Here is a 20,951-nt window from a genome sequence, read left to right on the forward strand (position 1 = left end):
CAGGCTCCACAGCTACAACAACTACCTGTCGCCAATAGCCATGGAGCAGCAGGCGGCTTGATCACCGTAATCGGTGTCCGGAAAAACTTGACCAGAACAGCTCGCGATGGCGGTGTGTCAGGCGACGTGGATGTTGGATGTGCCGGCCTGATCGCGAGCATGCTCGCTCCTACAGGTATATATGGCGTTCCCGGGATTTTTGCCTGGCCGTGATCTCCTGTAGGAGCGAGCAAGCTCGCGATGGCGGTGTGTCAGGCGACGTGGATGTTCGATGTACCGCCCTCATCGCGAGCGTGCTCGCTCCTACAGGTTTACTTGGCGTTCCCCCCTGCTCGCGATGGTCGTTAACGCGGCGCTGACGCACTGGCACAACCAAAACCCCAAGCGCAATGACACAAAAAATAAAATACGTGCCATTATGTGTGGCGCATAATTTTGTTTTTGTGCCATTAACCGTCACTGGCGTCACAGAACCCGCACCCGGGCTGAGTCTTGGTCAGTGGCCTTTACCCAATGACATCACTCCCAAGGAGGCGTCATGAGCAGTGCATTGCTTGGTCCGATCAGTCAGATCGGGTATCTGGTCGAGAGCCTGGAACAGAGCATGGAGCGCTGGCGACAGCATCTCGGTGTCGGGCCCTGGACGCTCTTTCGCAACGTCAGCCTCGAAGGCACGTATCGAGGTGAGCCGGTCAGGGTCGCGATCGATGTCGGGCTTGCCTACCAAGGGGATCTCCAGATCGAACTGATCCAGGTGACCAACGATGCCAAGTCGCCTTATCGAGATGTTCAAGGCCAGCCTATTCGCGGCATGCATCATGTGGCCTGGGTGGTCGATGACTTCGACCAGACGCTGGCGCACCTGACTGCGACCGGTTTGCAGACGGTTTTCGAAGCCAGCAACCCGACGACCCGCGTGGCCTATCTGGAAAACGCATCGGAGCCTGGCGTGCTTTACGAAATCATCCATGGGACCGGGATGCGCGAGTTGATCCAGCAGGGTATTGCGGCCGCCAGGCACTGGGATGGTTCGGATGCGGTGCACATTATCGACGTGGGGGCGTGAGGGGCAGCATGTCAAAACGACTTGAAGGTAAAGCGGCATTGGTGCTGGGCGTGGCACCCGGCAACATCGGCGAAGCCGTGGCCCGACGCTATGTCGAACAGGGCGCGCGGGTGCTGGTTGCAGGGCGTCGCGCCGATGCGGTGGCGGCGGTTGCGCATGCGCTCGGGGTGCCCTGGCTGGCGTGCGATATCACCTCGCAGGCCGAGGTCGAGGATCTGGTGGCGCAGAGCAGGCAGTGCCTTGACGGCCTCGACATCGGCGTCAATGCCACGGGCTGGGGGCTCTTGAAGCCGTTCCTTGAACACAGCCGCGAAGACCTGGAAAAAATGAACGCGGTGCAATTCACCGGCCCGTTCCAGTACTTTCAGGCGCTGTTGCGCCACATGCCGGCGGGGGGATCGATCATCCAGATTTCGTCGGTCACGGCCAGCATCATGTTCGACGATCACGCCGCGTACATGGGGACCAAGGCCGGTATCGACCACGTCATCCGCTGCATCGCCCACGAATTCGGTCATCAGGGTATCCGGGCCAACTCCATTGCCCCCGGTGGCGTTGCCGATGCGCCGATGTCGGGTGGCGGGCTGCTGCACCCGTCCATCGCTGCCCTTTATCACCGTGAAATCCCGCTGGGGCGCAGCGGCGTGTCCGCCGAAGTGGCCGATGCGGCGCTGTGGCTGGCCAGCGAAGAGTCCAGCTTCGTGACCGGTCAGGTCATTCATGTCAGCGGCGGCCAGACGCTGCGGCGCAACCCGTCCATTGGCGAGATCCATACGGCGGCAACGACGACCCCCGAACAACACCTCTGACAAGCCGGTGCCAAACCCGGGCACGGCCGGCGATACCGGCCGTGCGACGGTTCAGGGCTTGATGATGACTTTGGCCGACTGTTGTGGGTCGGCCGCCGTTTTGTAGGCCTGCGCGACGCTGTCGAGCGAGAAGCGGTGGCTGATCATCGATTGCGCATCGAATGCGCCGGATGCCAGCAACTCCAGTGCCTGGGCGAACTCCGTCGGATAACACAGGGTGCCGATCAGTTCGAGTTCCTTGACCTGCAGGATCGAGAAGTCGAAAGCCTGCGCTTGCTTGTAGACACTCGCCACCGTGATGCGGGCGGCATCGCGGGCCCTGGCGATGGCGTCGTGCAGCACGCTGCTCACCCCTGAACACTCAAAGATCACCTGGGTCGCGGGTGCTTGTGTCCCCAGGAAAGTCGGCACGCTGCCATGTGCACGGGCGAGTTCGCTCCACAGGTTGTCTCGCGTCGGGTCGAGCGTCAGGTTCGCCCCGAGACCGGCAGCGATCTCCAGGCGCCGACCGGACAGGTCAGCCACGGCAATCTGCCGGATGCCCCGGGCCTTCAGGCACGCGACGATGCCCAGGCCAATGGCCCCGGCGCCAAGGACCAGGACGGACTCGGCGGCCGTCACCCGTGAGCGATTGACCGCGTGCAAGGCCACTGCCAGCGGTTCGACGAGTGCGGCCACTTCCACGCAAAGGTTCGCCGGCAGTTCATGCAGGATCGGGTCGCTGTTGACATTGCGCACCCGGACCAGCTTCGCCAGTGCTCCCTCATCGCTGCCCACGCCGATCATCGCGCCGTTGGCCATGGGATTGACCACGACCCGCATGCCCGGTCGATAGTGAACGACCGCCGTGCCCACCTCGCGGATCACTCCGGAGAACTCATGCCCCAATGGCATCGGTGCGCCATCGCGGCGAATGCCCCCGCTCTCATAGAAGCCCAGGTCGCTCCCGCAAACACCGCACGCGGCAACTTCGACCAGCACATCCGTCTCATCCAGGGACGGCAAAGGGACTTCGTCCACCCGTAGGTCTCGAGGGCCGTGGAGTCGTACCTGTTTCATCACATGGGTCATTGGGCAGTCCTGTCGGTCGATGATGCCGATTGGGCGGCGATGTGATCGGCGGCGATGAAGGCGAAGGTCATCGCCGGGCCAATGGTCGAGCCGGGGCCGGGATAGGTCTTGCCCATCAGCGCCGCCGAGGTGTTGCCCACCGCATAGCAGCCGGCAATGGCCGAGCCGTCCGGGCGCAGTACGCGCGCGCAGGCGTCGGTGCGCAGCCCGCCCTTGGTGCCCAGTTCGCCCGGGTCGATGCGCAAGGCATAGAAGGGGGCGCGATCGATCGGGCCAAGGCAGGGGTTGGGTTTGCAGGTGGTATCGCCGTAGTAGCGGTCGAACAGGTTGCCGCCCTTGCCGAACTGCGGATCGACGCCAGCGGCGGCGTATTGGTTCATCTGCGCGAGGGTGGCTTCAAGCCCCGCTGCGTCGACGCCGATCTTCGTCGCCAGCTCGGCCGGTGTGCCGGCGCGGTAGATCACGTTGTCGAGCCAGCCGGCGGGGATCTTGCTGTCCGGCTGCACGCTGCCCGGCAGCAATACGCCACAGGGATAGCGCTTGCGGTATTCGGCATCGAATATCAGCCAGGCCGGTGCATTGGCCTGGGTGCGCTGATGGTCGGCATACATCGCATAGATGATGTCCGTGTAGGGCGCGGCTTCGTTGACGAAGCGTTGCCCCAGTCGATTGACCATCACGCAACGGGGCGCCGCGCGTTCGACGAACAGGGCGCGCTGGCTCGACTCGCCTGGCACTCGTACTGTCGGAGCGCCCCAGGTGTGTTCCATCAGCGCCACCGCACCGCCGGCCTCCAGCCCGGCGCGAATGCCGTCGCCATGGTTTATCGGCGGCGCCGCCGTCCATTGGGCCTGGGTGGGCTGGGGCAGATACAGTTCGCGCATCGCCTGGTTCGATTCGAAACCACCGCAGGCAAGCACCACGCCGTGCCGCGCCCGCAGGCGTTGAGTGCGCCCCTCGCGCAGCACTTCGAGGCCGACCACCCGGCCTTCATCCAGTTGCAATGACTGCATCGAGGTTTGCAGCCACAAGGGAATGCCACGCTCGGCCAATGCGGCGCGCAGACTGGCCACCAGGGCGTTGCCAAGCGTCAGGCGGCGATCTCGTCGGCTGCGGCGACGCCAGCGAAAATCACTCAGGTAACGCAACGCCAGCCCAGCGGTCAGCCGCAGCCAGCCGCGCTCCTTGGCAAGGATGGTGTGGGCCTCGACCTGGGTCATGGCGATACGTCCGCCAATCAGGGTCGCCGGCGAGGCCGGCCGCAACCGCTCGAAGTGTTCACCCAGGCGTGCCGCGTCGAACGGGGCCGGCTCCATGGTGCGGTAGCCGGGCTTGCCGCCCTTGCGGTCCGGGTAGTAGTCGGGGTAGCGCGGCACTGCGCGGAATTGTGTGCGCGCCTGGCGCGCCAGGTACTCGACCATTTTCGGGCCATTGTCGAGATAGGCGTCGATGCGCTGCTGATCGAAATCCTCGCCGACCACCTCGCGCAAATAGCTGATCGCTTCGTCGTATGAATCGCTGCCCCCCAGTGCGGCGATCTGGTCGTTGCAGGGAATCCAGATCCCGCCCCCGGATACCGCCGTGGTGCCGCCATAGACATCGCTCTTTTCAATCGCGAGCACCGACAAGCCGTTGTCGTGCGCTCGCAGCGCTGCGGTCAAGGCGCCGGCGCCCGAACCGACAATCACCACATCAAACTCATCGTCCCGGTTTGAGTCCTGCTGACTTCTGGTCATGGCTACGCTTCCCGTTAAATAGCTGGCTCTATGTCACATATTTGCATATGTGTGTCAGAGATTGGCACGAAATGGATTTTTGTGCCATGCCATGTGAAAATCGGGCGCGAATGCTTTTCCCAAGGGCCGGGCACGAATGCCCGCCCCCACGAGCGCGTGAAGGTGCAAATGAGTCGACAACTGCGCTGGGGTGATGCCAGCAGAATGGAAAACGCCAGCGATGGCCGCTCGCTGATCCTGCGCGCCGCCCTCGATGCGATGATCGCCGAGGGCGCCGAGGGTTTTTCGATCGATGACGTGGCCCGCGGTGCCAACATCTCGCGCCGCACCCTGTACCGGTATTACGGTTCCAAGAAGGAGCTGATTCAGGCTGTCGTCAATGCAGAGAACGCTGCCTTTTTCGAGGAAATGCAACGCTCCCTGAATGAGTTCGAGGATGACTTCGAGGCCTATCTCATAGAGTGCGTGTGTTTCTCCGTACGCTACCTGGACCGGCATAACGGCGGCTTCCACCATAGCTACCTGACGAAGAACTCAACCCTGGAAGTGTTCACCTACATCCTCGAAAACATCGCACCGATGTGGCGTGACGTGCTGGATGAACCCTATCGTCGCCATGTCGAGCGCCACAGCGGATCTGTCGCGCCGCTGGAGAACATCATTGCGTTGATCAGCCGGATCGGGCTTGCGTACTGCCTCGTGCCGGCTGACGATCAAGCGATTCGCCAGCAACTGGCGATTCTTCAGCCGACGCTTGTTGGCCGGGAAACGCTTGAGTAAAAGAGGCAGGGGGCGGGCCGGGGTGAGCCGGTGCGCTTTGAACCACGATGTGCCACTCGTTATCAGGATGAACAGGTTATGACCATGCAGGACGTTTCGCTTCAAGACATCGCCGCGCCTGAAGGCGTTTGTTATGGCTGCGGCAGCCAGAATCCCCACGGGCTGCACATCAAGAGCTTCTGGCATGACGACGGGGTGCATGTCATGGCCGAGCATATGCCGGATGACAAGTATTGCGGCTGGCCGGATCTGGTCTACGGCGGTTTGATCGCGATGCTGGTCGATTGCCACTCCAACTGGGCCGCGATGGCTTATCACTACCGGGCTGAACAGCGCGAAGCGGGCAGCTTGCCCCACATCACCTGCGTCACCGGTAACCTGGGCATCAAGTTCATCAAGCCTACCCCGATGGGGGTGCGCCTGACGTTGCGGGCAAAAGTCGAGGGCGAGGTCGGGCGCAAGAGTCGGGTCATCTGTGAGGTTTTCGCCGGGGATGTCCTGACCGCTGTCGGGGACTCCACGTTTGTCCGCGTCGATACCGAGCAGCTCAGGGCTGCCGCGCAAGCAGAAAGCAAAACCGTACCATTGTAACTGTAGGAGCGAGCATGCTCGCGATGAACGTTAACGATAACGCTGGAAGTCTGATACCCCGCGGCGTTATTGCGTCCATCGCGAGCATGCTCGCTCCTACAGGTGGCCCGGTTTTTTGCGGATGAAGCACTCGGCAATCAGTACTGCGCACGCAGGCTCAGGGTCACGGTGCGTGGGTCGCCGTAGAAGTTGGTGCCCCAGGCGGCATCGACGCGCTCGTAGTACTTGCGGTCGAACAGGTTGTTGGCGGTCAGGGTCGACGACAGGTGGTCGTTGAACTTGTAGCCGACCTGCGCCGTGGTGACGGCATAGCCGCCTTGTCGGAACTTCACGTCACGCTGGTAATAAGTTTCGCTGACCGCACGCACGCCGCCGGCGACGCTGAAGTCCTTGAGCGGACCGTCGGTGAATTCGTATTTGGTCCACAGGTTGTAGTTGTGCTTGGGCGTGATGGTGCTGAAGGTCTTGCCTTTGTTGGCTTCATCGCCGTCCAGGAACTTGGTGGAGGTGTAGGCGTAGCCGGTGACGATGCTCCAGTTGTCCGTCAGGTTTCCGCTCAACTCGGTTTCCCAACCCTCGCTGCGTGCCCGCCCTTCGGTCATGTAGGCGCCGGAGGTGTTGTCGTACTCGGCGCGGTTTTCGTCGTAGATACGGAAGGCGGCGATGCTGGCGTTCAGGCGGCCATCGTAGAATTCGCGCTTGAGACCGATTTCGTACTGTTTGCCTTTGCGCGGGCCGACCGGCTCGCCGTCCGTGCCGATTTCGCTCTGCGGCTTGAACACGCCGGTGTAGCTGAAGTAGGTCGACAGTTCCGGTGTGATCTTGCCGATGAGCGCGCCGTATGGCACGACCTTGTGGTTGATGCTGGTGTGGGCTTCGCCGAAGTTGTTGAAGAAGGCGTTGGCGTTCTTCGCGTCGCTTTCGTACCAGGTCACACGACTGCCGCCGAGGACGTCGAGCCAGTCGGTGACGTTGAGCTTGGCACGGCTGTAGATACCGTACTGGTCTGACTTGGACCAGTTGCCGTTGACGTGCGCATAGTCGTTGCGGGGAATGTTGTTGTCCGGATCAAACACGTTGATCGGAAAGTACTCGCCACCGCCATAGGTGAAGTCCTTGTCCAGGTGCTGGTACTCGGCACCCAGGGTGAACTCGTGGCGACGATCGGCGAACTCGAAAGGCGTGGTGACGAAGCTGTCGACACCCAGGGTCTTGATGTGGGTGTAGTAGTCGTACGCCACGGCCCAGCTGTCACCGGTGACCGGGTCGACAGCGCCGTCGGCCCAGGTGAAGTTGCGCTCCGGGGTTTCGGCGTCGCGGTAGGTCACGGTGGTCTTGAACTGACCGCCATTGTCCAGCGCGTGATCAACTTCGGCAAAGGACTCCCAGACTATTTCGTTCAGGGTGTTCCACTTGGCGTCGACGTTGGTCGAGCGCGGAACGTCCAGCAACGTGCCGTCGGCATAGGCCGGCAAGCCGAACGCCGGGGTGGAGTTGTTCTTCTGGTAGGCGCCGCCCACCGACAATGTGGTGGACGGGCCGAGGTCGAATTCCAGGCGACCGTAGATCATCGGGCGTTCGTTCTGCGCGTAGTCGACGAAGGACTTGTTGTTCTCGTAGGCCGTGATGAGGCGACCGCGCACGGTGCCCTGGTCGTTCAACGGGCCGGTCACGTCCACCGAGGAACGGTAGTGATCGTAGGAGCCTCCGGCCAGTTCACCGCCGAGGGCGAACTGGCCCAGGGCGCGCTTGCGTACCACGTTGATCGTACCGCCGGGTTCGCCAGCGCCCTGGTACAGGCCGGACGGGCCGCGCAGCACTTCGATGCGGTCGTACATCGCCAGGTCGAAACTGGTGGCCATGTCGCCCTGGCCGGTGGGTTGCGAAACGCCGTCGACCTGCACCTGGTCGACGAGGAAGCCGCGCATGTAGATGTCGTTGAGGCTGGAGCCGGTGTTGTAGCTCTTGATGGTCACGCCGGTGACCTGACGCATGGCGTCCTGCAGGCTGTTCAGGTTCTGGTCGTCCATGCGCTGGCGCGTGACGACGGACACCGACTGCGGGATGTCCTTGAGCTTGATGTTGCCTTTGCCGATGGTCACTTCATCGCTGGTGTAGGAGTGCGTACCTTCGGTGGTCGGTCCCAGCGCCACGCCGGTGATGGACGTCGCACCCAGCTGCAATGCACTGGAGTCACCGACCGCTGGCACCAGCGATACGGTGTTGCCATTCAACTGAAAATTGATGCCGCTCCCCAGCAGCAAGGTTTTCAGTGCCTGTTCCGGTTCCATGCTGCCGGACACCGCCGTGGACTTGATGCCGTTGACCATGTCCTGGCTATAGAGAATCTGCAGGTTGGTCTGCTGGCCCAGTTGGCGCAATGCACTGGCCAGCGATTGGGCCGGCACATCGACGCTCACCGGGGCTGCCTCGACCTGGGAGGTCCCCAGCAGCAACAGGGGCAGCAGCACACCCGGCACCATCGTACGGAATTTCTTTTGCCGTTCGATGGCCAATGCCAAAGGTGCGCGGGACAGAGTAAGGCTTTGCATTGCTCGAATCGCTCCAGAATGGTGTGTGCAGTTTTTTAGTTAATGATAATTATTATTAGACGTACCACTTTGGCTAAACCGGAAAACAAACTTCAAAAAACAACAACCTGCGCATAGCCAACGGCGTCAGGCGGTGGCGCGCTCGGTGACGACCCGACCCGATTCCAGGCGCACCAGTTGATCGGCCATGTCGAAATAGCGGTCGTCGTGGGAGATGACGATGATGGTTTTGCCCAGGCGCTTGAGGTCCGGCAGCAGCTCGGTATAGAAAATGCGGCGGAAGGTCGGGTCCTGGTCGGCGGCCCACTCGTCGAACACCAGCACCGGGCGCTCTTCCAGCCAGGCATTGACCAGCGCCAGGCGCTTGCGCTGGCCGGTGGACAGGTCGGTGGTGGTGAAGCTGCCGTCCCTGACGCTGACCTTGTGGGCAATTTCCAGGCGTTGCAGGTAGGCATTAGCGTCTTCGGGAATGTGCCGGTCGCCCTGCACCACGTCATCGAACAGGTAGTAGTCGGCAAAGATCGTGGTGAACAATTGGCGATAGTCATCGCGATTGTGTGCATCGATTTCCTGGTCGTTGAGCAGGATCGAACCCTGTTGCGGCGCGTAGAGGCCCAGCAGCAATTTGATCAGCGTGGTCTTGCCGCAGCCGTTTTCGCCGACGATGAAAATGATGTCGCCTGGCTCGATGGTCAGGTTCACCGGCCCCAGGCGAAACGCCTCGCTGCCCGGTGCGGCCGGGAAGGCGTAGCTGACGTTGTCCAGTTGCAGGCGGTTGATCTCGGTCGGCTGGGGGCCTTGGTCGTTGAGCAATAGATGCGGTTCTGGCGAGGAGAACTGGCTCGACAGCTCGGCGATGCGGCGAAAGGCAATGCGCGCGCGACTGACGATCGGCAAAGTGCCGACCAGATGCTCGATCGGGCCTTTCATGTACAGCAACACCAGCACGAAACCGCTCATCACCGCTTTGTCGGCGCTGGGCCAGAACGATTGCAGGGCCAGCGCCAGGCCAATGACCACGAAAAACAGCATCGAGCCCAGGGTCTTGGCGATCACGAAGGTGTTGATCGAGCGCACCTGGGTGTTACAGATGAAATCGGCGGTGCCCTGGATGCCCTTGACGAACATGCGCTGGCGGCGCGGGCGGTGGATACGCAGTTCCTTGGCGCCGCCGGCAATGGCGTTGTAGTGCTTTTGCAAATCATCTTCGGCGTCGCGGGCGGCCATGAAACCCTGGATGCCCTTGCCCTGCGCGTAGAACTGGATGCCGGTGCCGATGGCAATCGCCAGCACCATCATCAGGAACATCGGCCACGACAACATCGCCAGGTAACCCATGCAGCCGAGGGTCACGGTCAGGGAAATGGCCAGCGGCGCGAAGGCGAAGGCGAAGTCGCTGATAGTGTCGACGTCGTGGGTCAGCACCGGAATCAGGCGGTGGCTGCGGTAGCGCTCGATCTGCTCGATGGGCGCCGAGAGTACTTTTTCCCCAAGCGTTTTGCGCAGTTTGGCAATGATGTGCTGGCCGACGTAGTTGGTGCCGATGTCCGAGCAGATCGAACTGCCCAGCGCCAGCAGGCACAGGCCGCCGAACAGTGCGACCACGCCCTGGGTCAGGCCGTCCGGCGAATGCAGCGCGTTGTTGATGGTGGCCAGCAGCACCGTCACGCTGAGGCCGCCCACCATGCCCAGGAGAATCGACAGACTGACGACGAGCCGGAACGGTTTCAGGAGGCTGAACAATTCATGAATGGCGCCGCGCGTTGGCTGGGTCATGGGCGGAAGGTTCCTTGGGTCTCGAGGCAGATACCCAGTAGAACGTGTGGTGGAGGGCGTAATTTAAAAGGTGGGCGACACAGAACCTGTAGGAGCGAGCATGCTCGCGAAGGCGGACTATCAGTCGACATCTTCATCGGCTGATAGTCCGCCTTCGCGGGCAAGTCGGATCGCCGCACCGCCGCTCCCACAGGGGGAGGAGGGGTTAGAGGGTGCGCACGACACGGAACCCGATCCAGTCGCCACGGGTTTGCGGGTCGATGTCATTGCGGTTGCCCGAGCGGGAAAACACCGGTGCTTCGCCCCAGTCGTTGCCACGGATGCGCAAGGTGTCGCAATTGGGTTCGGTCCAGGCGCTTCCATCGCTGGGGGCGCCGGCATAGTCCGGGTGGTAGCAGTCGGCGATCCATTCGTAGACATTGCCATGCATGTCGTACATACCGAAGGCGTTGGGCGGGTAGCTGCCGACCGGCGAGCTGTAGCTGTAGCCATCGGTGGGGCCGTAGGTGTTGGCGTGGGTGGCGATGCTGTATTCGGTGCCGGGGTCGAACGGGAAGGGGAAGGGGCCCGTTGACCCGGCACGGGCGGCGTACTCGCGCTGGGCTTCGCTGACGATGTGGTAGTGCTGGCCGGTTTTCAGCGACAGCCAGGCGACGTAGGCGCTGACTTCGGCAAAGTTCATGCATACCGCCGGCTGACGCGGACCCTGGGGGTAACTCGGTTTGCCGTTGGTGCATGCCCGGCCGGGGCGGGTGTCGCCATCGGGCAGGGTGATCCCGGTTTCCTGCATGTATTGGTTCCATTCCCCGGCAGTGATCTGGTAACGGCTCATGGCGAACGGTTTGTCGAATGTCACCTCATGCATCGGGCCTTCATCGGGCTCGCGGCCGACTTCGTCTTGCGGGGTGCCCATGGTGAAGGTGCCGGCGGGCAGCACCACCATTTCCGGGCAATGGCGGCAATCCTTGAAGACCTTGCCGGGCAACGGTGCCGTGTTCGCCTGGGCGAGGCTCGGTACGATACTGCCCAGCAATGCCAGCAGCGTCACGGCGCCCCAACGCTTGAGGTGCTGCCTGTACAGGGTGCTTTTCATAAGGGTTCTCGCTAACGGGAATCGGCGGTTCAGAGTCTGCTGGCCATCAGTTCCATCAACTGGTCGATGTGCGCCCGGGTATTGAGCAGCCCCGGTGAAACACGAATGATCGGTCCGACATCACGGTCCACGGCATCGCACACCACGCGCCGGTCCATCAGGTAATTGGCAACCTCTTCGCAGTCCCGGTTCTTGATGCGGAAGAAGGTGAAGCCGGCGGAATGTTCCGGCGACAGCGGTGTGACCAGCTCCACCGACGGGTGCTCCTGCAAACGCTTCTTCAGGTAGCTGTTGATCTCGTGGATGCGCGCCGCGACCTCGGCCTTGCCCAGGTCCAGGTGCAATTTGAAGGCTTCGGTCAGCGCCCAGCGGTGCTCGAAGGAGTGGTAGCCGCCATAGGTCATCACAGTGGAAAACTGAGTCGCTTCGGAGAAGGTCGGGATGGTCGGGGTGACGTCCTTGAGTTCGTCGGAACGGGCGCAGATGATTCCGGTGCCCCGTGGGCCGAACATCCATTTGTGCGTGCCGGCAATGAAGAAGTCGCAGTGCATGTCCGGAAAATCGACGTTCTCCACACCAAAGCCGTGTACGCCATCGATCACGTAGAGGATGCGGTCCTTGTCGGCGCGACCACGGTTTTTCTCTTCCACCAGTTTGCCGATTTCACCGATGGGCAATTTCACGCCGCTGCCGGAATGCACCCAGGTCATGCCCAGTACGCGTGTTTCGGGGCGGATGTTGCGCTCGATCGAGGCCAGCACTTCGGCGGTCGATACCTTGTAGGGGTCTTCGAACAGTTTGATCTTGCGAACCCGGGTGCCGTCTTTCTGGGTGCGGTATTCGAACACGCTGTTGGCGGCGTAGTGCTCGTGTTCGCTGGTGAGGATTTCCTGGTCCGGGCGCACATGGATGCCGGCGTAGATCATCGCCAGCCCTTCAGTGGTGCTGCCGGTCAGGGCGATCTGCGACGGCTCGGCCTTCAGGTAATGGCCAGCCCACACGCGCACGTCTTCTTCGCGGCGTTCGGTTTCGCCGCGATGCCAGTCCATGGCCAGGCCGGGGTTGCGATCGAGGTTGGCGCGATGCATCTCGATGGCTTCACGCACCGGGCGCGGGTGCGAGGTCACGAGGAAGTTGGCGAAGTGCAGGTAGTTCGGGTCCTGGGTGAACAGTTGGCGCAGTCGGTCCCATTTGTCCCCGGGCAACGGGCTTGCGGCCTGTGCGGGCAGGTCGACGGCCGAGGCCAGGGGAATGCCGGCCGCCAGAATGCCGGCCTGCTTGAGGAATGAACGACGGTTGGTCATGGTTCGGTTCGCTTTGGCAGAAGGAAAAAATCAGTTGTGCACCACAGGCCGGGAAGACTTCTGCACCTGGTCCCAGACCCGCAGGAAGTTGCCGCCCCAGAGCTTGGCGATGTCGGCCTCGCTGTAGCCACGGCTGATCAGTTCGGCGGTCACATTGCGGGTCTCGCTGACGTCTTTCCAGCCGTCGAGGCCGCCACCGTCGTTGAAGTCGGAACTGATGCCGACATGGTCGATGCCGATTTTCTTCACGGCGTAATCGATCGCATCGCCGTAATCCTTGAGGCTGGCCTTGGGTTCTTCGTCGAGGATCGAGTAGAGCTGGCTGGCGTACTCGCCGAAACGCTGCTCGGGCCAGACGGTGATCACCGGGTCGCCGGGCATCAGGGCCATCTCCAGGCCTTGCAGCGGTTGCAGGTCGAAGCGCGCGCGCAGGGCGTTGAGCTTGTCCAGGGTGGCCTGGCTCAGCGGGCGGATGTAGGTCGGGAAGCCGACGATCTGTACCACGCCGCCGCTGTTCTTGATCAGTTGCATTTCCGCATCGCTGAGGTTGCGCGGGATGTCCACCAGGGCTCGCGGTGCCGAGTGTGAGGCGACCATCGGCGTGCGGCTCAGTTGCGCGACTTGTTCCAGGGCCCTGGTCGACATCTGCGACACATCGATGATCACGCCCAGGTCGTTGAGGCGATGCACCGCCTGCTTGCCAATGTCCGACAGCCCGCCGAGGGCATCGCGCGAGTCGTTGAAAAATGGCAGGGGTCGCGACGAATCGGCCCAGGCGTTGTTGCCCACGTAGCTGAAGCCGAACATGCGCATGCCGCGCGCGGCCCACTTGTCCAGGGCGTTGAGGTCATTGCCCAGCGGGTAGGCGTTGAGCATGCTGATGAACACCGCGAACTTGCCTTCGCCGTGCAGGCGACGGAAGTCGTCGGCGCTGTAGGCGATGGCCACCTGGTTGGGGAAGTCGCGGACCATCGCGCTGATGATCTTGTAGCGGGTTTCCTGCTCAAGGCGGGCCTCGTCGATGAACCCATCGGTAGGGCGATGGGGCGCGTTGGCGCCGTTCCATATTTCCGGCCAGCCAAAGATCGTCAGCGCCGCTCCGGACAGGCGCCCGCGCCCGCTCTTGACCAGGTCGAACTGGCCGTCGCCGTCCTTGTCGACTTCGTTGCCGGCGGTGCCGAAGTCCATCGGCACGGTGATGTGGCTGTCGAACGAGAGGATGCGCTCGTGCAGTTGATCGGCCTGTTTCATCACCTTGACCGGGTAACCGGGATTGTCCCTGAACCCGTGGTCCCAGGCGGCGAAGCCTGCGCCAGCGCTGATTGCCAGGGCCAGCGGCAGGCCGATGAAAAGAGCCTTTTTCGAACGTGGTTTTGTCATTGCCGTCTCAGTCAGGTTCGCCGTCGAGGGTCAGGCGCGGGGGCTTTGCTATCTGGGGGGGAACGAGTGGCTGATCCAATAATTTAGGTGTTTGTGCCGGCCTCTTCGCGAGCAGGCTCGCTCCCACAGAGATTGTGTGAACACAGAAGATCCACTGTGGGAGCGAGCCTGCTCGCGAAGCTTTTAAATTTATGTGGGCAACAAACGTTCCAGCTTGGATAAAGCCTGCTCCATGGCTGACACAGGTAGGGCAATGACGATTTCTCGACGATGGTTCCTCGCGGGCCTGGCGCTGACCGGCGCCGCCGTACCAGCGGTGTATTACGGGCATCGCGAACTGACCAAAGCGGACCCGACGATCACCCCCGGCGAAGCTTCGTTCGACGTGGCCGATGTTGCCGGTCAGCGCTTGGGCGATACCTTGCGCGGGGTCTGGCGGATTCGTTTCGAAGGTCGTGACGCCGGTATCGAAGGCTTGCCGCGAGAAGGCCTGGAATTGTTTCTCGACATCGGCCACAAAGGCCGCGGTATCGTCGGTTTCCTCGACACCGCCGAGCGTTTGCGCTCCACCGAAGAGCCCCGTTACCGGGTGCTCGGCGATCTGTCCGGGGGTAATCCGAAACAGCTGAGTTGGCGCTTGCTGGGCGCCAGCGGTTGTTGCGATTACGAATTCGACATGACCCTGGATGAGGTCTGGGCCGGTTTTGGCAACGCCGGCAGCGGCAGTCTCAGTGGGCGCGTGCTGGACCTGAATCGCCCGCTGATGCTGACGGCCCAGGACAATCGTTTCATCGCCGTCAAACGGGTGTTCCCGGAAGCGCGTGAACGTGTCGGTCTGAATCCGATCCTGCTGGCCTGGCTGGTTTCGCCCCGGCACCGATTGTTTCACCAGCTCTGGCACGCCACCCGGGACAAATGGCACAGGCTGTCCGACGATCAGCGCGACGCCTTGCGCGGTATCGGCTGGCAGCCCGGTCCACGGGACCGGGAGCGCGACGCCCGGGGAGCACGCAAGGATCGCAACGGTTCGGGCGTGGATTTTTTCTTCATGCACCGGCACATGCTCGCTACGGCGCGGTCGATGCAGGATTTGCCGTCCTGGACGCACTTCCCGTTGCCGCAGCCGGAACTGGCGCGGGACCGGCCCGGTTTTGCGCGTTACTTCGACAACCACGACGGCACGGCGCTGCCACCGACCTGGCTGGCCGAGGACGATGACGAGTACTCGCAATGGGTCAGCGACATCAAGACCCGCGAGACGTATCACAGTAATTTCCAGGTCTGGGAATCGCAGTATCGCGACCCGCGCTACCTGTCGAAGCTGACCCTCGGCCAGTTCGGTTCGGAAATCGAGCTGGGCTTGCACGACTGGCTGCACATGCGCTGGGCTTCGGTGCCGCGCGATCCGTCCAACGGTCAGCCGGTGCCGTTCGCCCGCGATCCTTCCGATTTTTCCGCCCGCTGGTTCGCCGCGGAAAACGACTTCCTCGGCGACCCGTTTTCCTCCCATGTGAACCCGATGTTCTGGCATTTCCATGGCTGGATCGATGATCGCCTGGAGGACTGGTTCCGCGCCCACGAGCGCTTCCATCCGGGGCAGGTCAGTCGGCTTGAGGTCAACGGCGTGCAATGGTTTGCGCCGGGGCGCTGGGTGGAGATCGATGACCCCTGGCTCGGCCCGATCACCCACGGTTGCAGCACCACGCCGGGGTTGCAGGCGGGTCAGTCAGTGGAAATGGACCCGGAAACCATGAAGCTGGCGCTGCGCATTACCTTTGGCGAGGACGAGAAGATGTTGAAGGATTTGTTCCGCAGGGTACCTCGGCGGCCTTGGTATGCGCGGCATTTGAAGGCTAAACAGAGCCAGGCTTGATACCGCGTTATCGTTCAATCGCGAGCAGGCTCGCTCCCACAGTTGATCCGGGTCGCTGAAGATCCTCTGTGGGAGCGAGCCTGCTCGCGAAGGCGTACTCAGTGGCGACAAAGATTACAAAACCTGCCACCCACCCCCAAGCGCTTTGTACAGGGCAATACTCGCCTGCATCCGCGATAACCTCAGCTGCACATTCAGATCCTGCGCCGCATACAACGTGCGTTGCGTCTCCAGCACGGTCAGCAAGTCCTCGGCCCCAGCCTGATAACGGCTTTGCGCGATGTTGAAGGCCGTCTGCGCCTGGCTAAGCTCTTCACTCTGCCACCGGCGCTGTTGATCCAGCCCGCGAATGCTGTTGAGGGCTTTTTCGACGTCGGCGAAGCCGTTGACGATCGCGCCGCGATAGGTCTGCAGCAGTTCTTCCTGGCGCGCCGTGGCCTTGTCGCGCTGGGCGGCGAGGCGGCCGTTGTTGAACACCGGCGCGAGCAGTCCGGCGGTGAGGTTGTAGAAGGGGCTGCGCAGGATGTCGTCGGCCCGGTCGGCACCGGAGCCGATTTCGGCGGTGAGCGTCACGGTCGGCAACATCGCGACACGGGCGACGGTGACGTCGGCCTGGGCGGCGGCCAGTTGCGCCTCGGCCCGGGCAATGTCCGGACGGCGGCTGAGCAATTGGCTGGGCACCCCGGCGTCGATGGCGGGCCAGGTCAACTGATCGAAGCGTTCCTGGCCCAGCGACAGCGCCTGAACCGGCCGGCCGAGCAGGGCGGCGAGGCTGATTCGCGCGTCCTCGGCCTGTTGCTGCACCAGCGGTAACTGGCGTTGCTGCGCGGCCACCAGGCTTTTTTGCTGCGCCAGTTCAAGGGCCGTGGCCGAGCCCGAATCGAAACGGGTCTGCACCAGTTGCAACACGCTTTGGGCATTGGCCAGGTTCAACTCGGCGATGCGGCTCTGCTCTTGCAGCGACAAGGCTTGCGCGTAGCCGTTGGCCACGCCGCTGAGCAACGTCAGTTCGACGGTGGCCTGATCGAACTCACTGGCTTCGAGGTTGAATTGCGCGCTGTCTCGAGTGGCGCGTTGGCCACCCCAGAAGTCGATTTCGTAGCTGGCGGTAAGGTTCGCGTTGAAGTAGTCGACGGCGTTGTTATCGCTGTCGGCGTCGAGCTGACTGTAGCCATTGCCCCGCAGCAGCTTCTGGCGATTGGCGTTGGCCGCTGCCTTGACCTCCGGCAGTTGCGAGCCGCCGGCAATCACCGTATCGGCCTGGGCCTGGCGCACCCTCGCGATGGCTGCGGCCAGATCGTAACTGCCAAGCCGCGCCTGTTCGATCAGGCGACCCAGTTGCGGGCTGCCGAACCGATTCCACCACTGCCGGTTGTCATGGGTGGCGCCGACGGTGTGTGGCGATTGCCAGGTGGCCGGTGGCGCCATGCCGCTGTCGGGGCGCTGGGCCGGGCTGCCGCAGGCGCCGAGCAGCAGGCACAGGGTTAACACACTGAGTGTCGGCTTCATGGCGAGATCATTCACTGGTAAGGGCCGTGACCGGGTCGAGTCGGGCAGCTTTGCGGGCCGGCATGTAGCCGAAAACGACACCGGTGACCAGGGCGCAGCCGAAGGCGCCGAGCACCGCTATCAGGGAGAAGGCGACGGCGACTTCGCTGAACACCAGCACGCCCCCGACGATCAACGCCAGGGCGATCCCGGTGAGGCCGCCCACCACCGACAGCATCACCGCTTCGGTGAGGAACTGGCGCAGGATGTCGCGCTGGCGGGCGCCGGTGGCCATGCGGATACCGATCTCGCGGGTACGTTCGCGCACGGTCATGAGCATGATGTTCATCACCCCGATCCCGCCCACCAGCAGCGAAATCGCGGCAATCGAGCCGAGCATCAGCGACAGGGTGTTTTGCGTGCGTGCCTCGGCCTGGATCATCGCCGCGTTGTTGGTCAGTTCGAAATCGTGCTTGCCGTCGTGCAGGCGCAGCATCAGTTGCTCGATGGCTTTTTCGGTTTCCTTGACCTTGCGCGCGTCCGCGGCGGCGATGGCGATGTATTCCGGGTTGTGGGTGCCGAACAGGCGCACGCTCGCGGCGGAGTAGGGGATGGCGATGCGGTCGTCGCTGTCGGAGTCGCCGGAGCTGGCGCCTTTTTCCGCGAGCACGCCGACCACCTGGAAGGGTACGTTTTCGATCAGGATGTACTGGCCGATCGGGTTGGCCACGTCCTTGAGCAGCCTGGTCCGCACCTTGTGCCCGATCACCGCGACCGCCGCGGCGTTTTGTTCGTCGGCGTGGGTGAAGTAGCTGCCTTCGACCACCGGCCAGTTGAAAATGGCCGGGAAGTTGGTGTCGTTGCCACCGACGTAGCTCATGTGATCGAGGTTGCCGAAACGCACCCCGGCCTCCTGGCCGTTGACCGGCATGATCCGCATCACCTGGGGCAGACTGGCAATCGCCGCGACTTCATCGAGGGTGACGATGCCCATCGGCGTGCGCGGGTTGGGTGCCGAGCCGCTGAGGTAAATGATGTTGGAACCGAACGCCCCCATCTGCGCCATCACCTGGCGCTTGCTGCCTTCGCCCACGGCCAGCATCACCACCACCGAGGCCACGCCTATGATGATCCCGAGCAGGGTCAGCGCGGTACGGAACTTGTTGATCCACATCACCCGCCAGGCCGCGTGCACGGCATCGACCAGTTCACCTTTCCAGGCACCGCTGGCTTCTGCCCCTTCGCTCAAGCGCTTGCGCAGGTCGACGGCCTGTAGCGCACCCGGGTTGGCCGAGTGTTGCGCGGCGGGGTTGTCCCGGGCGCTGTCGCTGATGATCAGGCCGTCGCGGATCTCGATGATGCGTTTGGCCCGGGCCGCCACTTCGCGGTCGTGGGTGATGAGGATCACCACGTGGCCCTGGCTCGCCAGTTCGTCGAGCAAGGCCATGACCTCGGCGCCACTGTGGCTGTCGAGGGCGCCGGTGGGTTCGTCGGCCAGAATGATGTGGCCGCCATTCATCAGCGCGCGGGCAATCGACACCCGCTGCTGTTGCCCGCCGGAGAGCTGATGCGGGCGGTTGCCGGTGCGCGAAGCCAGGCCCAGGCGGTCGAGCAGGGCGGCGGCGCGGGCGTGGCGTTCGGCGGCCGGGGTGCCGGCATAGATGGCCGGCATCTCGACGTTTTCCTGGGCCGAGCCGGAGGGAATCAGGTGATAGCCCTGGAACACGAACCCGAAGGCTTCGCGACGCAGCCAGGCCAGCTCGTCACTGTCCAGGGCGGCGACATTTTCCCCGGCGAAGCGGTACTCGCCCGAGGTCGGTCGGTCGAGGCAGCCGAGGATGTTCATCAGCGTCGATTTGCCGGAGCCGGAAGCGCCGACAATCGCCACGAACTCACCGGCATGGATCGACAGGTCGATGCCGCGCAACACGTGAACTTCAGGCGCGTCGCCACCGCCGTAGGCTTTGCGGATGTCCGCCAGGTCGATCAGGGGTGTCTGCATTCAGCCGCCACTCCCGTCGACCGGGCCGATCAACAGGTGATCGCCTTCTTGCAGGCCATCGAGGATCTGCACCCGCAGGCGATCACTGATGCCGGTGCGCACGTTGCGCTGTTCGATGCGGCCATTGCCGGCGACCACTTGCGCGGTCTGCAGGTCTGGCTGCGCACCGGCCTGCAGGGCGGCGAGCGGCGCGGTGAGCACGTTCTGCACCTGGTCGGCGACGAAAAACACCTGGGTGGTCATTTCCGCCATCAGCGCGTTGTCGGCGTTATCGACGTCCAGCAACACGGTGTACAGCACTACGCGGGCACTCCCGCTCTTGCTGGTGCTGGCGGGGCTGCCGCCGCCCTGGCTGGTCTGGTCCAGCGGCTTGGGCGGGACGGGGAGGATTTGCCGCACGGTGCTGGTCCAGCGTCGGGTGCCGCCGCTCAGGGTGGTGAACCAGGCGTGCATGCCGGGTTTGACATGGCCGATGTCGGCTTCCGAGACCTCGGCCCACACGGTCATGGGCGACAGCTTGGCGATGCGCAGGATCAGCGGCGTTTGCTGCTGGGCGTTGAGGGTCTGGCCGACCCGGGCATCCAGCGCGACCACGGTGCCGGCCATGGGGGCATAGATCCGTGTGTAGCCGAGCTCCGCCTGATCGCTGCGCAGACTGGCTTCGGCCTGGCGGATCTGAGCCTGGAACATGTCGATGCGCGCCTGGGTCGCGCGCCATTCGGCGTGGGCGGTCTGCACGTCTTCTTCGCGGGTGGCACCGCCGGCGGCGAGGTTCTGTTGGCGCTGGTATTTCTGCCGGGCCAGTTCGTACTGCGCCCGTTGTTCCTGCAGCTGCGCCTTGAGGTTTTCGATGGAGAACCGCCCGGCATCGAGTTTGGCCTGTTGCGTGGACGGGTCGATCTCCACCAGCAACTGGCCCTCCTTGACCACGTCACCGACTTCCACATGGATCTTGTGGATCTGCCCGGAGGCCTGGGCGCCGACGTCGACATAGCGCCGCGGTTGCAGGGTGCCCAATGCCGTGACGCTGCTTTCGATGTCGGCGCGACTGACCTGGACGGTGGTGAACCGGTCGCGTCCCGGCGGGATGAACTGCCAGGCGGCGACGGCAACCACGGGGATCAGACAAAGTACTGCGAACAGGGCGCGTCGGGTCTGTCGGGGACGTTTCATGCAGGGTTCCGGCCAAGGGAAATCGGCCCGTCGTTCAGCGGCGGGCGGGGAGCTGTCCTGTAAACGATGGGCCGGGCACAGAATTTAGGCGACGACACAATCAAACGGTGGGAGCGAGCCTGCTCGCGAACGCGATCTGACATTCAACATTGATGTCGACTGCAATTCCGCTTTCGCGAGCAGGCTCGCTCCCACATGAATCAGAGCAAATTATCAGGCAAGTTGAAGCAGCACTTTAAATCTATATGAGAATTACT

General features: G+C 63.0%; 15 protein-coding genes and 1 pseudogene. 6 read left to right on the forward strand and 10 right to left on the reverse strand.

Annotation, left to right across the window (positions count from 1 at the left end):
• The 3 genes and pseudogenes from CAG47_RS28835 to CAG47_RS20445 all read left to right on the forward strand — a co-directional run.
• Positions 1-213, forward strand: a pseudogene (locus CAG47_RS28835) (hypothetical protein); the annotation flags it as partial.
• Between the two features lie 325 nt (positions 214-538).
• Entirely contained in the window at positions 539-1,066 is a 528-nt protein-coding gene (locus CAG47_RS20440; RefSeq protein ID WP_085726744.1) for a VOC family protein, read from the forward strand.
• Positions 1,067-1,074: 8 nt separating this feature from the next.
• Positions 1,075-1,875 (forward strand): SDR family oxidoreductase, encoded by an 801-nt coding sequence (locus tag CAG47_RS20445; RefSeq protein WP_177409046.1) that lies wholly within the window; start codon positions 1,075-1,077, stop codon positions 1,873-1,875.
• A gap of 51 nt (positions 1,876-1,926) precedes the next feature.
• On the opposite strand, the gene CAG47_RS20450 is transcribed toward CAG47_RS20445, so the two are convergent.
• Positions 1,927-2,895, reverse strand: a complete 969-nt coding sequence (locus tag CAG47_RS20450; RefSeq protein WP_158091327.1) for a zinc-binding dehydrogenase — start codon at positions 2,893-2,895, stop codon at positions 1,927-1,929.
• A 47-nt stretch (positions 2,896-2,942) separates the two neighbouring features.
• Positions 2,943-4,682: an FAD-dependent oxidoreductase gene (locus tag CAG47_RS20455; RefSeq protein WP_085726749.1), complete on the reverse strand. Its 1,740-nt coding sequence runs from the start codon at positions 4,680-4,682 to the stop codon at positions 2,943-2,945.
• Positions 4,683-4,850: 168 nt separating this feature from the next.
• On the opposite strand from CAG47_RS20455, the gene CAG47_RS20460 reads away from it, so the two are divergent.
• Both CAG47_RS20460 and CAG47_RS20465 read left to right on the forward strand, forming a co-directional pair.
• Positions 4,851-5,462: a TetR/AcrR family transcriptional regulator gene (locus tag CAG47_RS20460; RefSeq protein ID WP_158091328.1), complete on the forward strand. Its 612-nt coding sequence runs from the start codon at positions 4,851-4,853 to the stop codon at positions 5,460-5,462.
• A gap of 78 nt (positions 5,463-5,540) precedes the next feature.
• Positions 5,541-6,053 (forward strand): PaaI family thioesterase, encoded by a 513-nt coding sequence (locus CAG47_RS20465; protein WP_085726753.1) that lies wholly within the window; start codon positions 5,541-5,543, stop codon positions 6,051-6,053.
• Between the two features lie 137 nt (positions 6,054-6,190).
• Here the strand turns inward: CAG47_RS20465 and CAG47_RS20470 are convergent, their stop codons facing one another.
• From CAG47_RS20470 to pvdM, 5 genes are all read right to left on the reverse strand, one after another.
• Positions 6,191-8,605, reverse strand: coding sequence for a TonB-dependent siderophore receptor (locus CAG47_RS20470; RefSeq protein ID WP_085726755.1), 2,415 nt, complete (start codon positions 8,603-8,605; stop codon positions 6,191-6,193).
• A gap of 126 nt (positions 8,606-8,731) precedes the next feature.
• Positions 8,732-10,381, reverse strand: coding sequence for a cyclic peptide export ABC transporter (locus tag CAG47_RS20475; RefSeq protein WP_085726757.1), 1,650 nt, complete (start codon positions 10,379-10,381; stop codon positions 8,732-8,734).
• A 205-nt stretch (positions 10,382-10,586) separates the two neighbouring features.
• Positions 10,587-11,474 (reverse strand): formylglycine-generating enzyme family protein, encoded by an 888-nt coding sequence (locus tag CAG47_RS20480; RefSeq protein WP_085726760.1) that lies wholly within the window; start codon positions 11,472-11,474, stop codon positions 10,587-10,589.
• Between the two features lie 29 nt (positions 11,475-11,503).
• Entirely contained in the window at positions 11,504-12,778 is a 1,275-nt protein-coding gene (locus CAG47_RS20485) for an aminotransferase class V-fold PLP-dependent enzyme (protein ID WP_085726762.1), read from the reverse strand.
• Between the two features lie 30 nt (positions 12,779-12,808).
• Positions 12,809-14,158, reverse strand: a complete 1,350-nt coding sequence (pvdM, locus tag CAG47_RS20490; RefSeq protein WP_085726764.1) for a pyoverdine-tailoring dipeptidase-like protein PvdM — start codon at positions 14,156-14,158, stop codon at positions 12,809-12,811.
• Between the two features lie 253 nt (positions 14,159-14,411).
• On the opposite strand from pvdM, the gene CAG47_RS20495 reads away from it, so the two are divergent.
• The gene (locus CAG47_RS20495; protein WP_085726766.1) at positions 14,412-16,031 is read left to right on the forward strand and encodes a PvdJ/PvdD/PvdP-like protein; all 1,620 of its coding nucleotides are present in this window, start codon (positions 14,412-14,414) and stop codon (positions 16,029-16,031) included.
• Between the two features lie 114 nt (positions 16,032-16,145).
• Here CAG47_RS20495 and CAG47_RS20500 read toward each other — a convergent pair whose 3' ends face one another.
• From CAG47_RS20500 to CAG47_RS20510, 3 genes are read right to left on the reverse strand one after another with little or no spacing between them, the layout of a single operon-like run.
• Positions 16,146-17,540, reverse strand: a complete 1,395-nt coding sequence (locus CAG47_RS20500; protein ID WP_085726768.1) for an efflux transporter outer membrane subunit — start codon at positions 17,538-17,540, stop codon at positions 16,146-16,148.
• A 7-nt stretch (positions 17,541-17,547) separates the two neighbouring features.
• Positions 17,548-19,521, reverse strand: a complete 1,974-nt coding sequence (locus CAG47_RS20505; RefSeq protein WP_085726770.1) for a MacB family efflux pump subunit — start codon at positions 19,519-19,521, stop codon at positions 17,548-17,550.
• On the reverse strand, positions 19,522-20,694 hold the full coding sequence (locus CAG47_RS20510) for an efflux RND transporter periplasmic adaptor subunit (protein WP_085726772.1): 1,173 nt from the start codon (positions 20,692-20,694) through the stop codon (positions 19,522-19,524).
• Between the last annotated feature and the right edge of the window lie 257 nt (positions 20,695-20,951).

The sequence above is a fragment of the Pseudomonas sp. R37(2017) genome (assembly GCF_002113375.1).
Taxonomy (GTDB): domain Bacteria; phylum Pseudomonadota; class Gammaproteobacteria; order Pseudomonadales; family Pseudomonadaceae; genus Aquipseudomonas.

Bases quoted from the DNA above. Each gene is read 5' to 3' on its own strand.
- CAG47_RS20440 (WP_085726744.1), top strand. From the start codon at position 539: ATGAGCAGTGCATTGCTTGGTCCGATCAGTCAGATCGGGTATCTGGTC.
- CAG47_RS20445 (WP_177409046.1), top strand. From the start codon at position 1,075: ATGTCAAAACGACTTGAAGGTAAAGCGGCATTGGTGCTGGGCGTGGCA.
- CAG47_RS20455 (WP_085726749.1), bottom strand. From the start codon at position 4,682: ATGACCAGAAGTCAGCAGGACTCAAACCGGGACGATGAGTTTGATGTG.
- CAG47_RS20460 (WP_158091328.1), top strand. From the start codon at position 4,851: ATGAGTCGACAACTGCGCTGGGGTGATGCCAGCAGAATGGAAAACGCC.
- CAG47_RS20465 (WP_085726753.1), top strand. From the start codon at position 5,541: ATGACCATGCAGGACGTTTCGCTTCAAGACATCGCCGCGCCTGAAGGC.
- CAG47_RS20470 (WP_085726755.1), bottom strand. From the start codon at position 8,605: ATGCAAAGCCTTACTCTGTCCCGCGCACCTTTGGCATTGGCCATCGAA.
- CAG47_RS20475 (WP_085726757.1), bottom strand. From the start codon at position 10,381: ATGACCCAGCCAACGCGCGGCGCCATTCATGAATTGTTCAGCCTCCTG.
- CAG47_RS20480 (WP_085726760.1), bottom strand. From the start codon at position 11,474: ATGAAAAGCACCCTGTACAGGCAGCACCTCAAGCGTTGGGGCGCCGTG.
- CAG47_RS20485 (WP_085726762.1), bottom strand. From the start codon at position 12,778: ATGACCAACCGTCGTTCATTCCTCAAGCAGGCCGGCATTCTGGCGGCC.
- pvdM (WP_085726764.1), bottom strand. From the start codon at position 14,158: ATGACAAAACCACGTTCGAAAAAGGCTCTTTTCATCGGCCTGCCGCTG.
- CAG47_RS20495 (WP_085726766.1), top strand. From the start codon at position 14,412: ATGACGATTTCTCGACGATGGTTCCTCGCGGGCCTGGCGCTGACCGGC.
- CAG47_RS20500 (WP_085726768.1), bottom strand. From the start codon at position 17,540: ATGAAGCCGACACTCAGTGTGTTAACCCTGTGCCTGCTGCTCGGCGCC.
- CAG47_RS20505 (WP_085726770.1), bottom strand. From the start codon at position 19,521: ATGCAGACACCCCTGATCGACCTGGCGGACATCCGCAAAGCCTACGGC.
- CAG47_RS20510 (WP_085726772.1), bottom strand. From the start codon at position 20,694: ATGAAACGTCCCCGACAGACCCGACGCGCCCTGTTCGCAGTACTTTGT.